The following is a 15,475-nucleotide window of genomic DNA, read 5'->3' as shown; positions in this document are numbered from 1 at the left end:
TCAAAGCATCAATACTATAAGGCAAAAGCCTTACTCAAATGGAATAGTTAAATAATATTTGCTTTACTTGCTGCAAAGATACAAGCAAAATCATAAATTCAATAAAATATTCGAATAGAAAATTTTATTTTATGCCTTTACCGGCTTTACCACAAGTGCATCAAGATCAACGACATGATCAAAATACGGCATTAAACTCTCTCTGTGGGTCACAAATACAATAGTTATACTTTGCTTTAGTACACTTAAACACTGCATAATATGTGCTTCCGTATTTTTATCGAGGGCAGAAGTCGCCTCATCCAGCAAAAGCAACTTCGGAAATCGCAAAAGTATACGTGCAAGTGCTAAACGTTGCCTTTCTCCTCCCGAAAAATGGTATTGAAAATTGGTTATTTTAGCAGAAAGCCCCTCTTTCTCGCGCAAAACAATATCGAGGGCATCTACTTTGGACAGCATCTCCATTATTTGCTCATCAGTAACTTTATAAGGAGTATCCCACACCAGATTTTCCCGGATAGTTCCGTCTACAAAGCAGACATCCTGTGTTAAATAGCCAATATGCTGCCTCCAGTTGGCCAATTCATGTTTTTGAAGCTGATTTTCTCCAACATGAATTACGCCCTCTGTTGGTTGCAAAAGCCCGGTAAGGAGATCGAGCAGTGTGGTTTTCCCTTTGCCCGATTGTCCTACAATGCCCGTAATGGCACAATTGGGAATCTCCAGTCGTATTTTTTCAAAAACAGGATTGCCGGAACGATATGCGAATGTTATGTTTTCAAATCGGATATTCCCTCTTAAACCATTATTAGCAGACGGAACGGATAACTCACCAAAAGGTTTATCTTCCAATTCATTATCTGTTGCAATCACCAGATTAACCGACTGAATATTAGTCGCCATCATATCCAAATAATTATTACAATTTGTAAACAGTGGAAATAGCCTGCCAAACAACAGAATCAGCACAAAAATTGAAGTGAGCGGCATTGAATCGACCCTGTATCCGGTATAAATAATTACAACAAGCCCAATAATTCCGGTGATGGTAAAAACGAACTGAGACAGCGCCCTGTTTTTATTTTGCCTTCGCTGTAACGAAAACATTCGGGCATTCATATCGCTGTATTTCTGGTAATAAAATGCTTCTGCATTGTGTACTTTAGCCTGCTTGACCATCGTCCAGAAATCGTCAATTTGTTTCGACATCTGTCGAAAAATCGCAATATTCAAGCCACCTAACGAAAGCGAGCGCAAAATGAATTTCTTGAGAAGAAGAAAACAAACAGCCCCCACTAACAATACCAGAAAAGTAAACTTAACCGAAACCAGAAACGAAAGCGCAATATTTGCACCGATTAAAATCAGCGAAGTGATTAAATTCATCAGTGCAAAATAATAGACCGATAATTTAGGTATCTCAGACGAGAGAATTTGAATATGGGTATGCCGGCTCTTCCTGGTTAGATGCTGCCAGTCGGACAAGACGATTTTTCTGAACAACCGGCTACGAAGCGTATGGATAAACTGTTGTTCGTATTCCGATTGCCACTGCGATTTCAAATAACCGAGCAGAGCTATGATTAGCAGCAATACAACAAAAAAGATGAGAATAAATTCCAGTGAAAAAGAGAAATGCCATTTTTCGCCAAGCCCTTTCATCCATTCTACCATCTGATTGTGAGAAGATGCCGGGGTGTTTTTATCGAGCATGCTCAACAACGGAATAAGCATTACAATAGATATGCCCTGATTTAGCCCCAGCAGCAAAGCAAGGACAAAAACGCCAATCAGTCTCAAAGGTCTGTTGCGGTAAAAATAGCTGAAACTATGTAAAATCTGACGGCTATTTTGCATAGTTCATTCTGCGTTTAATATAGCTGTAGGGCCGGTAGATAAAGTAAACAATTCGGAAAGAAGATTTAATCCGGAACAAATCAACTGGGCTAATAGAAGAAACTAGAAACGTTCTAAATTTATACCCCAACGTACTACACAACAAAAATTTATATCTTAGACTAGCAAAAACGTCTCTTATTGGCAGTTGCAACAGTATATCCCCATCAATAAATGCCAATGGATATGATTTCAACAACCGGGGTATTGGAGCCTGCACAAATAACGGCTGATTGATTTGAAAAAAATGGTTCAACAGGAATCCGGTTTGCGACACCATCCTCCCGGCCTTCAATTGCTTCGCCAGACCATGCCATCTGTCGGCATTAATAGTTTCAAAAGGAAAATCCTTGATATCAACCAGCCATTTCAAGCGTTGCCAACCATGTTTTGAACCATGGATAACCAGATACAACAAATTTAACTCCGGAGCAAATACTGTCACTTCACGACCACCAAATGCTATTTGTTGCCGGTTATTTTCCACAATCCGGTTGAATGTTTTAGCTTTGAGGGGGAAAGGCTCGGAAACCGACCAGTGAATTTCCACCATGAATTGATTTGCCTTGTGCTCATACGCCAAATGGTGTACACAATCCATCAGTATCTTTTGGCGGGATACTTCCTTCGGCCATGATAAATTATCAACACCCACATAATCGAGTCCCGTTAAGAGATCGTTGACGGTTGTCATATCAGACCTGTTTGTCAACAGAAGATCTACATCGTGAGAAAGGCGAAGCGAAGGATCTCCGTACAGCTGCTGCGAAAGCACCGGCCCTTTCAGGCAAATAAAATCTATCTGATTTTGCTGTAAGAGGTCGATGATCTGAATAAAATAGCGAATCTTATTCAAGACCTGCATCTTTTCAGCCAGAAATTCCCGACTTCTGTTCTCGCCCAACAAACCATCGATTTGCTGATGGCTCAACCGGTGCCGGTCGTGAAGTCGTTCTCTGGTAAAGGTTTCGCTAATCATGGATAAAATTCGTATTGATGTCTCTTTCTATACAAAGATATGTTTTTTCAGACAATCATCATATTAAGTTTACCTTTTATGACTTGGCTTTAATAAAATATTCTATTTTTGTTGCCTCAACAAATTGAGAATACTATCGCATTCTTATAACGCCAACTTTTGATAATGCCCTCACGAATAAAAGAGAAAGTAAAGAAGTGGGAACAATCCCAATCCATTATTCTAAAGATTGTTTACTACTCTGTCAGATATGTGTGGAGATTTTGTTATATTCTTTTCGACAATGAGTCCAGAAGCCATCTACAAACACGCTTTCTTTATCGGAAATTCTATTATCAACGATCTACCTTTACTGCTCCGAACAGGTATCCCAACTTATTCAAAGCCTGCACTGCATATCTCCAAAACATAGAACAACCACAGGTTCTCTCTTTTGGCTGTTCCACAGGTGACGAGGTTTTTTCTCTGGGAGAATACATTCCAAAGGCTGTCATTACCGGAGTTGATATTAATCGTTGGTGTCTTCGTCAATGCCGGAAGAAAGACAAAAGTTCCCGCTATTTATTCATCCACCGTTTTTCAAAGCAATTTGAAGAAGCATCGGAATTTGATGCGATTTTTTGCCTTGCTGTATTTCAACGCACTGAAAACAGAACAAACAAAAATAATACTACTGCAAAAGGGTTACTCTTTGAACAGTTTGAAAAAGAAATTGCAATGCTTGATACGAAGTTAAAGCATGGAGGTATTTTAGCAATTGACCACTCAGATTTCGCCTTTACAGATACAACTACGGCAAAAAGATACAATGCTTTGCCCTTTGAAAACAACCAAACTATACGAAACAGACCTTTATTTGACCGGAATAATCAAAAAACCGCCGATTCTCACTCTTCTTTTCGACTATTCATAAAAATCTGATTATTAACCAAATATTTTTCAACCAAACTTTTATACCGAAGAAAAAACCGAATATCGTTCAGTTCTAAATACGTCTCTATTAGCCCCTTCTTTCTGCTTTTCGCACACTCATAAAATTTTTCACCTTTTAAAAAAGGTAGAAATAACGAATTCTCAAATAAATTTGGAATATCAGCTATTCGATCTTTAATCATGCCATATCGCTTTTTACAGATTTGTTGAAATACAGCTTCTTCTTTATTTGCTCTATTTCTGATAGACTCTATCAAGATTCCCTCCATGGCTTCTTTATACAAAAACCTAGGAATCAACGCTTCATAAGTATATTTAATTGGTATAGTAAACCAATATTCTATCAGATATTTATCAAGCAATGGGAATTTATATTCTATGCCAAACTTTTCTCCAAATAGAGCCCACGAATCCATTCTTTGAGGTAGATGATAGTTCCTCAAAAATCTTAACATTAACCCTTTTCTATCTCCAAATCCATATAAATTTTCCTTTTTTTGAGTTATAAAAAGGAAAAGATGTTCACAAATAAAATATGATCTAAAATATTTAAATTTACAACAAGACTCTATTATCCCCAAAGAAACTAAAGGTAACATCTCTCTTTTTATGCTTGCAAATATTGCTTTAAAGCCACGATTATTAACCCAATACAAAAGAGATCGCAGTTTCAATTGAAAAAAAAAGTGACTAAAAGTTCCCCTTAAACTTAACGACACAAATTCATCACCTCCCCAACCGCTAAAAAGAGAGCTTACATCATCTTCGCAGGCTTGACGCATTGTGTGAATTTCAATAGGCATCTGTTCAAACTCTGGAAGAGTAAAATCTTCAATATTAGCAGGATCATCATAGCTCAAATAAGCGACCTTTATTCCTTTTTGTTCTGCAAATTCATCTATCAATTTTTTCTCGTTCAAACCACCTACATCTCCACTTGTTGATTCCGGAGACCATGAATATCCTTTCAATCGATCTTTATCAGCAATACAATCAGCAAGAATAGCCGCCACACCAGATGAATCTATTCCCCCGCTAACATGAGTTCCAATTATACCCTGTTCTATCCTAACATGAACAGATTTCATTAAATACTTACGAAGATGAGATACTGCTTTCTCAAAAGTCAGATTCTTATTTGTCTGAATTTTTTCTGGCCACCAATATTTACTATTACTTATCTTGCCTGAAGTTATATCTGTTACATAACCGGGAACAATTTTCCTGATATATTTAAACACAGTAAGGCTGTACTCTTGCCTCTTATGCAAATTAAACGTTCGAATCACAGTTTCTTCTGATAGAGCATTATTAATCAGATTTGACTTAGCAATACCAAATTCATGAGAAGCAAAAATTAACAACTCGTTTTTTATGCTATACGCTAAAGGACGCACACCGATATGATCGCGTACCAAAAGAACGTTTTGTTGTTGAAAATCAATAATTACGGCCGCAAAATCTCCATTGAAATTATCTGCAAAACCAGTGCCCCATTTCAGGTAAGCTTTTGCAAAGGCTTCTTCCGGTTGTTCGAATTCAAACGACTGTTTGAGTTCATCGCGATTATAGATACGAGCATCGCATAACACGGCAACTCGTTCGCTGGTATAAATTCCGGCTTTCGGTGCACGCTTCTTGTTCCAGCAATATCCCCAACCGTAAGAACTATTTATTTCGATCTTACTATCAAAGTCATCCCACTGAACTGTTTTTCCCAACTTCCGGACGTCTTCCGGGTTGATAGCGCCACCCTTCAAATTTACAATGCCAAAAATTAAACTCATTGTTCAATCAATTTTGGAATAATCTCCTTTTCATAAACGAAATATTTCTTTATATCCATCGTTGCCTTTAGGTGTTACAAAAACATCGCCCACCATCAACCAGGCATGGGCATTTATTTTAAATTGAGTATCATTCTCGAACCGGAGCCCCAAATAAAGTACCGAAGCTATATTACGCCGGGATAGCATGAAACGGGCAGCAAAGGAACTTACCAGACATCTATTTTTCCAGAAAGCCAGTTTATTGGCTCGCGATATTGCCCGACCAATAGCCTGCGCCTCGTTCAAATTGGCAGAGGTAGTTGCAGGTGGTAGGACCTTTAATTTTTTAACGCAATCTTTAAATGGAAGAACAAAAAGCTGTAGTTTGGCATAAAAAAGAAACGCTACTGCTTCCGCAAATAGCGCCTTCTCTCTCATTGGTAGTCTTAGGAAGCTAAGCAACCGATTCATGCTTTTTGTACAATTTCGAATTTAACTGCCTTATCCAAAAATTCCAGCACTTCTTTCCGGCAAAGTTTCTCTTCTACCTCAAACTCGGTTAATAAAATTCCAATAATTTCTTCAAAGCTCTTGGGCTGATCCAGCAATGCCCATATCCTTTTTCCAACCGGGTTCAAACCAAAGTACTTTCCATTTTCAAGATGCATCATCACCTGATTGTCGTCTAATTCACCATCAATAATTTGACGGTTTTTGCAGTATTTTTCTATCATGTTGTATATAATTAATCGACTAAGTATAATAATGATTGTTTCCGAAAACACGGCACAGCAACACTTACCTGGTTATAATTGTCCTCGAATAAATTCCATGGTAGCATGTATACTGCTTTTTTGAGGCCGCAATATATGAAGTACCTCAACAGATTGAGATAGTTTTAACAGTTGCGAAAAGAGGTTTCGTTCTGCTTTAGGCATTCCTTTCAGATAAATTTTCCGATAGATATGGCTCCGCAACAGATTGAATTTTTCCATACCTACAGGCCTCATCAACTCATATTGGTCATTTTGGTCATTATCGTGAATGCCTAAAACAATCAGTGTATTTAATTGCAGCTTATCTTGACAGTTATTTTCTACCGGGACATAGAATTTCTGCGTGGAGGGACGAATCTTTTCCAAGTTTTCAGACTCAATAGCAAGTGCAGCTAAGGCATCTTCCCATAACTTGATCCGAGTTCGGATCGGCATAATCCAGATTCCGGACTCATCAATGATGACCGGAGTAATATCATCGTTAATAAACCGTGCTCCCTGTTGACAAAAAGCTGCCGTTACAGATGATTTACCTGCTCCGGAGTAGCCACACAGAACAATTCCTTTCTGGTTCAATTCAAAAGAACAACCATGAAAAGGAATTATACCTCTTTGGTGTAGCGCAGCACCAAAAGCAGATCCATTCAAAAAAAGCTGTATGGCAGATAAATCTGCATTCGGAAAAGGATTTATCTGTATATGGGAACCATTCTGAACACGGTATGTGGCAACATTATCAATAATTAGTAGCAGATCCGTTTCACTAACTTCGAGTACCTGTGAAAAGTACAATGGAAGAGCTACGGAGTCATTACATTTACCGCTTACAGTTATTTGAATGAAATCTAGAGGACAACTCAGGCTTACATTTGAAAGAGTGAGACACATAAAAGGAAACATTTCACATCAGCATATTCTAAATATATGTCAATATAAAATGTTAACAATAATTTGGTTTAAGAAGAGACAATATCAGCTGTCCCCCTGAGGGTCTCCAGTTTCAAATTCTCCAATTTTGGCTGTTTCCATCACATCCAGGTCAATAATTTCGGGAGAAATCCACTCTTTCTTTTCTCTTTGTTCGTTCATAGTTGTAAAATTAAAAGATTTCTAATGTAAATCAGCCACTTTATAAACATAAAATTATAAATGGTAAAGATATTTTTTTTTAGCAGATTTGTCAATACTGAAATTTGCCGACTGCGTTAATTATCCATAAATCAAATAGCCCCAAAATAGCGTTTATTATCTATTGCATACTGCTTTATGTAAAAACAAAGGGCTCATCACTAAAACGTAACGAGTCCTTGTATTGTAGCGGAGTCGGGAATCGAACCCGGGTCTCAACCGTGAGAGAGTTGCGTGCTGGGCCACTACACCACACCGCCATTAATTATACAGTGCAAAGGTATGGTAGCTTCTTAAGTTTTACAACTTTTTTATTGTTAATTTTTCACACCAAAATCATGAAACCTACACTCTCTGCACTATAAATTACCTTGACGGTAATATATCTATTTTTGTATCTTTGCATCACTTATGGAACTGTCTGAATTTCTATCATATTATGCCGCTCATCCGCAGGTGGCAACGATAGGGAAATGGTTCACAACAGGCAAACGCAATCTGCAAATCGGGGGATTACTCGGTTCTGCCCGCGCTCTTGTTGTGGCATCGCTCTATTTTAAACACCCCTTCCACGCGTTGCTCGTGCTCGACGATGCTGAGGAAGCCGGTTACGCGTATCATGATCTGGTGCAACTTCTGGGTAATGATCCGGTCTATTTTATGCCGTCATCCTACAAAACCGGAGTAAAATACGGTCAAATAGACTCGGCTAACGAGATACTCCGTACGGAAGTACTCAATTTCGCTGCACGAAAAGAACCCGGCATCATCGTAACTTATCCCGATGCTTTGATCGAAAAAGTAATTGCCAACAATGCTTTGAACGACTGTACCCTGACGCTGCATACCGGCGAACGGGTTAACACCGACTTTGTGATCAGCATATTAACCGAATATGGCTTTTCGCGGGTCGATTTCGTGTACGAGCCGGGACAATTTTCGGTACGCGGAAGCATTATCGACGTGTTTTCCTTTTCTTTCGAATATCCCTACCGCATCGATTTCTTTGGCGACGAAGTGGAAACCATCCGTACCTTCGATATTGAAACCCAGCTTTCGAAAGAAACCAGAAACGAGGTATCCATCGTCTCGGATCTAAAACAACAAGATTCGCTAGAGAAAGTATCGTTTTTGGAATTTATCTCTCCGGAAACAACGCTATTCTTCACCGACTTCCGTTTTACCTGTGGCCGCATCGGCGATCTGTATGACGACATGCCGATCAAAGCCAACGATGCCAAACAGGGGATTCCCAATCTCGAAGCATCTTTGATGACTTCCGAGGTATTTGTGGAGCAGGTCATCAACTTCAGAAAAGTAGAGATTGGCAGCAAAGCCAGCTTCACCGACAACGACAAAATTGAATTCAGCACCTCAATACAACCTCTCTTCCATAAAAATTTTGATCTGGTAAGCCAAAGCTTTACCCAGTCGTTGAAAGAAGGCTACCGTATCTATATTCTGAGCGACAGCAAAAAACAAACAGACCGTATCGCAGGCATCTTCCACGACCGTGGGGATGAAATCAATTTCACACCGGTCCTGAAAACATTGCACGAGGGTTTCGTCGATCACGACATGAAACTCTGCTGCTATACCGATCACCAGGTATTCGATCGCTACCACAAATATTCGCTGCGTTCCGATAGTGCGCGCGCCGGAAAGGTGGTAATGACACTAAAAGAGCTCAACCAGCTCAACCAAGGTGACTACGTGGTGCACGTCGATCATGGTATCGGACGTTTTGCGGGTCTGTTCACTATGGATGTGAATGGCAAGAAACAGGAGGTCATCAAACTGGTGTACAAAGACGACGACATTATTTTTGTCAGCATTCACGCTCTTCACCGCATTTCGAAATACAAAGGCAAAGAGGGCGAGCCTCCCAAAATCAATAAACTCGGCACCGGAGCCTGGGAACGACTGAAAGAAAAGACCAAGAAAAAGGTCAAGGACATTGCCCGCGAGTTGATTCAACTTTATGCCAAACGCCGTGCCGAAAAGGGATTTCGCTATTCGCCGGATAGTTACCTGCAACACGAATTAGAGGCCTCGTTTCTTTACGAGGATACACCCGACCAGAGCAAGGCAACGGCCGATATCAAGCAGGATATGGAGTCGGATTTACCAATGGATCGGCTTGTTTGTGGTGACGTGGGTTTCGGAAAAACAGAAGTGGCCGTACGCGCGGCATTCAAAGCCGCAACCGACGGGAAACAGGTTGCCGTGCTGGTTCCAACCACGGTACTGGCTCTTCAACATTTTCGCACCTTCAGCGAACGTTTGAAAGACTTGCCTTGCACCGTCGATTACCTGAGCCGCGCGCGTAATGCTGCGGACACAAAGGAATTATTGACCAGATTGAAAGAGGGCAAAATAGACATTCTGATCGGCACACACAAACTGATTGGTAAGAGCGTACATTTCAAAGATTTGGGACTATTAATTGTCGATGAAGAACAGAAATTCGGCGTTTCTGTAAAGGAAAAACTTCGCCAGATCAAGGTAAATGTGGATACGATGACAATGACGGCGACTCCGATACCCCGCACCTTGCAGTTTTCGCTGATGGGAGCTCGTGACCTTTCCATCATCAACACGCCCCCACCCAACCGCTACCCGGTGCAAACGTCGCTTTATGAATTCAACGAAGACGTAATCCGTGAGGCTATTACGTTTGAAATGGAACGCAACGGACAGGTATTTTTCATCAACAACCGCATTCACAACATCTACGAGATGGAAGCGTTGGTGAAACGCCTGATTCCCGGAGTGCGTGTTGTAGTCGGACACGGACAGATGCCTCCCGAGAAATTGGAAAAGATTATTCTGGACTTTGTGGATTACGAATACGATGTGATGATCGCAACCTCCATCCTCGAATCGGGAATTGATATGCCGAACGTCAACACTATCATTATCAACAGCGCACATCAGTTTGGTTTGAGCGACCTGCATCAGCTGCGCGGCCGTGTAGGACGTACCAACCGCAAGGCTTTCTGCTATTTGATGACACCGCCGACCAATCTTATCACTCCTGAAGCACGTCGTCGCTTGCAGGCCATCGAAAATTTTGCCGATCTGGGTAGCGGTTTCAACATCGCCATGCAGGATCTCGACATCCGTGGAGCCGGCAACATGTTAGGAGCCGAACAGAGCGGCTTTATTGCCGAACTGGGTTACGAAACCTACCAAAAGATTCTGAACGAAGCCGTACAGGAGTTGAGAGACGAAGAGTTTGCCGATCTCTACCGTGAAGTAGAAGCTGAAAAAGGAGAGAAAACCATAGAATACGTTACCGATTGTCAGATAGAATCGGACTTCGAGTTGATGTTCCCTGCCTCTTACATCGAAAGCATTCCAGAAAGGATGAATCTCTACCGCGAGCTCGACAACATTACTAATGAACGCGATTTAGCCGATTTCGAACAACGTCTGACCGACCGTTTCGGAGCAATTCCTCAGGAAGGCTTGGAACTGATTCAGGTGGTACGACTCCGTTGGTTGGCCAAAGAATACGGTATCGAAAAATTGGTTTTGAAGAACGAAAAATGGATTGCCTATCTGGTTACTAATCCGCAATCGCCTTATTATAAATCGAATAATTTCGGCAAGGTGCTTAATTTTATGGCCAAATATCCGCGTAAATGCCAGTTAAAAGAGAATAAAGGCAAGCGTTCGGTAGTGATTACACCGGTACGCAGCGTGATGGAGGCCTACAATGTGATGACCACCATTGCTCAGGGTGAATAGATTTGTTTTGTTGGAATTGAGTGTATCTTTGTAGTCCCGGTGTCACAAACCGGTTAACCATTTAATTTTACAACAATATGAAAACAAGACATATTTCTATTATTTTGCTCTTTGTTTTGAGCATGACAGGTGCGATTCACGCGCAATCCACAAAGCCGATCTATCAGTTTACGGTAACCGATCTGTACGGCAAAACCTTCGATTTTGCATCCCTGAAAGGGAAGAAGGTGATGATTGTAAACACGGCCTCCAAATGTGGACTGACGCCGCAATACAAACTTTTGGAGGCTCTGTATGAAAAGTATAAAGATCAGAATTTTGTAATCGTAGGCTTTCCGGCCAACAATTTTGCAGGACAAGAACCGGGAAGCAACAGCGAAATCGCCGAATTTTGTCAACAAAACTACGGGGTTACGTTTCCGATGATGGAGAAAATATCTGTAAAGGGAGCAGACCAGCATCCAATTTACAAATACCTGACAACAAAGGCTGAAAATGGTTTTCAGGATTCGGAAGTACAATGGAATTTTCAGAAATACCTGATTGATGCCAACGGGTACGTTGTGAAAGTAATTCCACCAAAAACATTGCCCGATAGCCCGGAGATTATCAGCTGGATTGAACAAAAATAGACGAACGAATGTCATCCGATAAGATAGAACGCGAAAAAGAGACAATTCATACAATGATCAGCATTTATTGCAAGGGGAAACACCATCAAGCGGAACTTTGCGATGAATGCCGGTCATTGCTTTTATATGCGCATCAACGGCTTTCGAACTGTCGCTTTGCTCCTGACAAACCATTCTGCAAAAACTGCACGGTTCATTGCTATAAACCCGATAAGCGCCAACAAATCCGCGAAGTAATGCGGTATGCGGGTCCGCGGATTTTTTTCTACTATCCGCTACTGACGTTGAAACATCTGGCGCAAGGAATAAAAACCAACCTCAAACTTCTTTTTCAACATGCATAGAGAGAAGATTCTGTTCGTTTACAAGGAGCCGTCAACATTTGTAAAGACCGACCGACAAATCCTTGCAGAAAAGTATGACATCACTGACTATTGTTTCCGCCCGGTAAGAGGCCTTGGTAAAACCGCGTTGGAAATGGTGAAACAGTTCTTTTTCCTGCTACTGAACGGTTGGAAATTTGATAAAACCTACGTCTGGTTTGCCGATTACCACTCTTTTCTACCGGTTTGGTTTGCCCATTTATACGGCAAAAAATCGTTTTTAGTCATTGGCGGGTACGACATTTGCCGCGAACGATCGTTGACCTACGGAGCTTTCTGTTCCAAATTTCGGGGATTCTTCACCGCTCAAAGCATCAAAAACGCGACGGTCAATCTCACCGTCTCGCAATACGTCGATCGTAAAGTCGGTTATGTGTTTCCAAAAGCAAAGCACGAGATGATTTACAACTGCATCAATATGCAGACGAACGAAACCGCAAAGCAAAAAGAAAAACTGATTTTATGCGTTGCCCTGATCGAATCGCAACGCACGTTTCTGCGAAAAGGCATCGACACGTTTCTGGAACTTGCAGCCCACGTGCCCGATTACAGGCTGGCACTGATCGGTCCCAATAAAGCAGCCATGGCATTATTTCCGAAGCCGTTACCTAAAAACATCTCGGTGTTTGAGCGCTTGCCACATGCAGAACTCGCCTCTTACTTTGAAAAAGCTTCGTTTTATTGTCAGTTATCGCGGGTAGAAATCTTTGGAATTGCTATCGGAGAAGCTATGTTAAACTATTGTATTCCGTTGGTCACCAATGAAGGCGGAATGCCCGAAGTTGTAGGCAAAACCGGAGTAATTGTTCCCCGAGACGCGCAGAAAATAGCAGAAGAAATCCGTCGGCTTGAAGTTATGGACACCTCCGCACAACGAAAAGAGTGCCGCGACCGGATTTTAGAGCTTTTCAGTCTGGAACAACGAACCAAAGCTTTACTGGAAGCAATTGAAAAGTATTGAAATCACTTCGCACCTGAAAGCCCAATAAAAAGCTCATTCCAGTGATTCATGACATTTTTCATCGAAAAACGATCGCTGTTTATTTTCGCTTGAAGTCCCATTTGTTGGCGCAAGGCATCATTCGCCATCAGTAACGAAAGCTTTTCGACGAAGGTGTCGGCATCATCTTCTGCAACAAGAAAACCGTCCTCCCCATCACGAATTACATCGCGCGGACCGCATTTGAAAGCATACGAAACAATTGGCAATCCGCAGGCAACAGCCTCCAACAACACCATTGGTAAGCCTTCAAAGCGAGAGGTCATCACATAAATGGAACTGCTGATATACTCTTCAAAGATATGAGGCGTAGGAGGTAATATTTCTACAGAACTCCTGTATGACGATGCATTAATTCTGTCTATCAATTCATTGTCGACCACATCGCCCACTAGCGACAATTTCCATTCCGGAAAATCAGGTACCACCCGTTCCCAAATCTCCAGCAAACGGTCGATTCCCTTGTCAAAGGAAATCCGTCCGATGGTGAGAATCCGTTTAGCGGAGTAATCGGCATGTTGTTCGGTTGTAAAAGGCAGCGGATTGGGCACCACTTCCACATTCGGTTTCTCAAGCCAGAACTGTTTATCCTCTTCCGTCAACACAATAAAGCGGTCGTAGTGAACCGGTAGATGCGAGTCGTGACGCAGGCGGTAGAGAATACGTGCCCGTTGCAACCAACTTGTCGCTCTCCGAAACTCAATCTTCGCCCTCGGTTTGAGGCAACGGTGCGATTCCAGGATTTTCTTGCTGCCATCTTTGATCTTGTACAGAAACTCTTTTTCGTCACGCGACATCGACACCACAATATCGGCTTTTTCGGTCATCAATATCTCTTCCAGCAAACGACGATGCTCCCTGAGCTTTTTGCGGTAAAGAAAATAACTCTTCAAAAAATTCTTTTCTTTAGCCAGTTCCAGATAATTAAGATCGAGCTCAATATGCCGTATTTTCGGAGAAAAGGGATAAAACGAAGGTTGTCCTTTATGATCGGTAGTAAGAATAATAACTTCATGGCCAAGCACGTCGGCCATGTAATTTGCCTTCTGCACCACCACCCGCTCCATGCCTCCGCCTTTGGCTGCTGTTGTTGATATTGTATAAATAATTTTCATTTTCTTCAATTGAACAAACGGCCGAACACTGCCTCGAAACGACGGTTCCAGGTGTGATCGGACTCCGCCCTTTTGCGGGCATTTTCTTTCATCGTGCGACGTAATGCAGCATTCTCCGGTTTCAGGTAAAACGCCGCTTTTGAGACAAATTCTTCATCACTGCGACACAAAACTATTTCTTTATCATCCTCAAAATATCCGGCCAGTTCTTCACGGTAAGGCGCAATTTGCAAACCACCGCACATCGGGATTTCAAAAGTGCGTAAGTGAATTTTATGCACCGGATTTTTCAGCACAAAGGTATTTCGTAATTCGGAAATTCCCAGCGACAGCGCATGATTGGAATAAACCGCGTTCATCTGTTCAAACGGTACCGAACGTTTCAGCTCCAGAAAATCGTTCCGATGGAGTTGTTTTTTTTCGGGAAACAATTTATTCATCACCGTTCCACAAGCCACGCGGCGACCGATGGCAAAAGTTGACAGGTTTGCCAGCAACCTCAGAGTATCTTTATAGGTCAACGATTTTCCGGCACCACCCTTTCCGTCGGCAAAAAATCCATCGGAATACAAGGTGCAGGGAATCTGATGTTCGGTCAGAGAATTGACCCGAATCACCCGGTCGTCATAAAGCGTTCCAATAAACCCCACCGACAGAATTTCCTCACCGAAATCAGGTTTAAAAAGGTGCGGGTTGGCCGCGTAAGGCTGAAAAACAGAGTTGCACTTCCATCCGTCAAACAGGTATTGTGTTTCTTTAGAAGTGAGCCAAACCAAGTCAAAGTATGGAGCTATCTCCTTATGAATGAAAGGAGCATGAAGATTGTCGAAACAAATCAGCAACGAAGGAATGCCCAAAGACTTCACTTTCTGCATGGTTTCGGGATACAACAAGCGCGACGGCACGCAGTTCATGAACAAATCGTAGGATTTCCCTGCTTTTTGCAAAAAGGGAATCAACTTCTCATTTGCCTCATCTGTCGACGTAAAAGTCAGCGGATTATACACAGTAACAGTATGCCCTGCCCGCTCCAGTTCGTCCAACAGATGAAAACGCTGCCACTGCTGCATGTAAGCGCTCGTTTCGGCAAAATAGTATAGAATATTCATTG

General features: G+C 41.8%; 13 protein-coding genes and 1 tRNA gene. 5 read left to right on the top strand and 9 right to left on the bottom strand.

The genetic code is table 11. From position 1 onward, the window contains the following. Positions 1-129: 129 nt before the first annotated feature. Complete coding sequence (locus tag F8N35_RS13920; protein ID WP_293054247.1) at positions 130-1,857, bottom strand: ABC transporter ATP-binding protein; 1,728 nt, start codon at positions 1,855-1,857, stop codon at positions 130-132. After that, the gene (locus F8N35_RS13915; protein WP_293054245.1) at positions 1,847-2,875 is read right to left on the bottom strand and encodes a nucleotidyltransferase family protein; all 1,029 of its coding nucleotides are present in this window, start codon (positions 2,873-2,875) and stop codon (positions 1,847-1,849) included. Before F8N35_RS13915 ends, F8N35_RS13920 begins: the two co-directional genes overlap by 11 nt. Positions 2,876-3,040: 165 nt before the next feature. Between F8N35_RS13915 and F8N35_RS13910 the strand changes: the two genes are divergently transcribed. Then, positions 3,041-3,796 carry a class I SAM-dependent methyltransferase gene (locus F8N35_RS13910; RefSeq protein WP_293054242.1) on the top strand — a complete coding sequence of 252 codons (756 nt, stop codon included), beginning with the start codon at positions 3,041-3,043 and terminating at the stop codon, positions 3,794-3,796. On the opposite strand, the gene F8N35_RS13905 is transcribed toward F8N35_RS13910, so the two are convergent. From F8N35_RS13905 to F8N35_RS13885, 5 genes are all read right to left on the bottom strand, one after another. Next, entirely contained in the window at positions 3,763-5,595 is a 1,833-nt protein-coding gene (locus tag F8N35_RS13905) for an asparagine synthase-related protein (protein ID WP_293054240.1), read from the bottom strand. The two genes, F8N35_RS13910 and F8N35_RS13905, sit on opposite strands and share 34 nt — an antisense overlap. A gap of 30 nt (positions 5,596-5,625) precedes the next feature. Further along, positions 5,626-6,015 carry a lasso peptide biosynthesis B2 protein gene (locus F8N35_RS13900; protein WP_293054237.1) on the bottom strand — a complete coding sequence of 130 codons (390 nt, stop codon included), beginning with the start codon at positions 6,013-6,015 and terminating at the stop codon, positions 5,626-5,628. 29 nt (positions 6,016-6,044) lie between these two features. Beyond that, positions 6,045-6,311 carry a PqqD family protein gene (locus F8N35_RS13895; RefSeq protein ID WP_293054234.1) on the bottom strand — a complete coding sequence of 89 codons (267 nt, stop codon included), beginning with the start codon at positions 6,309-6,311 and terminating at the stop codon, positions 6,045-6,047. Between the two features lie 72 nt (positions 6,312-6,383). Further along, positions 6,384-7,241, bottom strand: coding sequence for a hypothetical protein (locus F8N35_RS13890; RefSeq protein WP_293054231.1), 858 nt, complete (start codon positions 7,239-7,241; stop codon positions 6,384-6,386). A 427-nt stretch (positions 7,242-7,668) separates the two neighbouring features. Beyond that, positions 7,669-7,741, bottom strand: a tRNA-Glu gene (locus F8N35_RS13885). Between the two features lie 151 nt (positions 7,742-7,892). Here F8N35_RS13885 and mfd point away from each other — a divergent pair. The 4 genes from mfd to F8N35_RS13865 all read left to right on the top strand — a co-directional run bounded on the left by mfd (position 7,893) and on the right by F8N35_RS13865 (position 13,210). Next, a complete protein-coding gene (mfd, locus tag F8N35_RS13880) occupies positions 7,893-11,234 on the top strand; it encodes a transcription-repair coupling factor (RefSeq protein WP_293054228.1) in 3,342 nt (1,113 codons plus the stop codon). 77 nt (positions 11,235-11,311) lie between these two features. After that, positions 11,312-11,866, top strand: coding sequence for a glutathione peroxidase (locus F8N35_RS13875; protein ID WP_293054225.1), 555 nt, complete (start codon positions 11,312-11,314; stop codon positions 11,864-11,866). 8 nt (positions 11,867-11,874) lie between these two features. Further along, the gene (locus F8N35_RS13870) at positions 11,875-12,210 is read left to right on the top strand and encodes a nitrous oxide-stimulated promoter family protein (protein WP_293054222.1); all 336 of its coding nucleotides are present in this window, start codon (positions 11,875-11,877) and stop codon (positions 12,208-12,210) included. Next, a complete protein-coding gene (locus tag F8N35_RS13865; RefSeq protein WP_293054219.1) occupies positions 12,203-13,210 on the top strand; it encodes a glycosyltransferase family 4 protein in 1,008 nt (335 codons plus the stop codon). Before F8N35_RS13870 ends, F8N35_RS13865 begins: the two co-directional genes overlap by 8 nt. Positions 13,211-13,212: 2 nt before the next feature. On the opposite strand, the gene F8N35_RS13860 is transcribed toward F8N35_RS13865, so the two are convergent. After that, positions 13,213-14,364 carry a glycosyltransferase family 4 protein gene (locus F8N35_RS13860; protein ID WP_293054217.1) on the bottom strand — a complete coding sequence of 384 codons (1,152 nt, stop codon included), beginning with the start codon at positions 14,362-14,364 and terminating at the stop codon, positions 13,213-13,215. A gap of 5 nt (positions 14,365-14,369) precedes the next feature. Beyond that, positions 14,370-15,473 (bottom strand): glycosyltransferase, encoded by a 1,104-nt coding sequence (locus F8N35_RS13855; RefSeq protein ID WP_293054214.1) that lies wholly within the window; start codon positions 15,471-15,473, stop codon positions 14,370-14,372. Positions 15,474-15,475 lie beyond the last annotated feature (2 nt).

Origin of the sequence: Paludibacter sp., assembly GCF_009712605.1 — a bacterium.
GTDB lineage: Bacteria > Bacteroidota > Bacteroidia > Bacteroidales > Paludibacteraceae > Microbacter.
The sequence above is the reverse complement of the archived record's forward strand: the minus strand, read 5'-3'. Positions and strand labels throughout refer to the sequence as shown.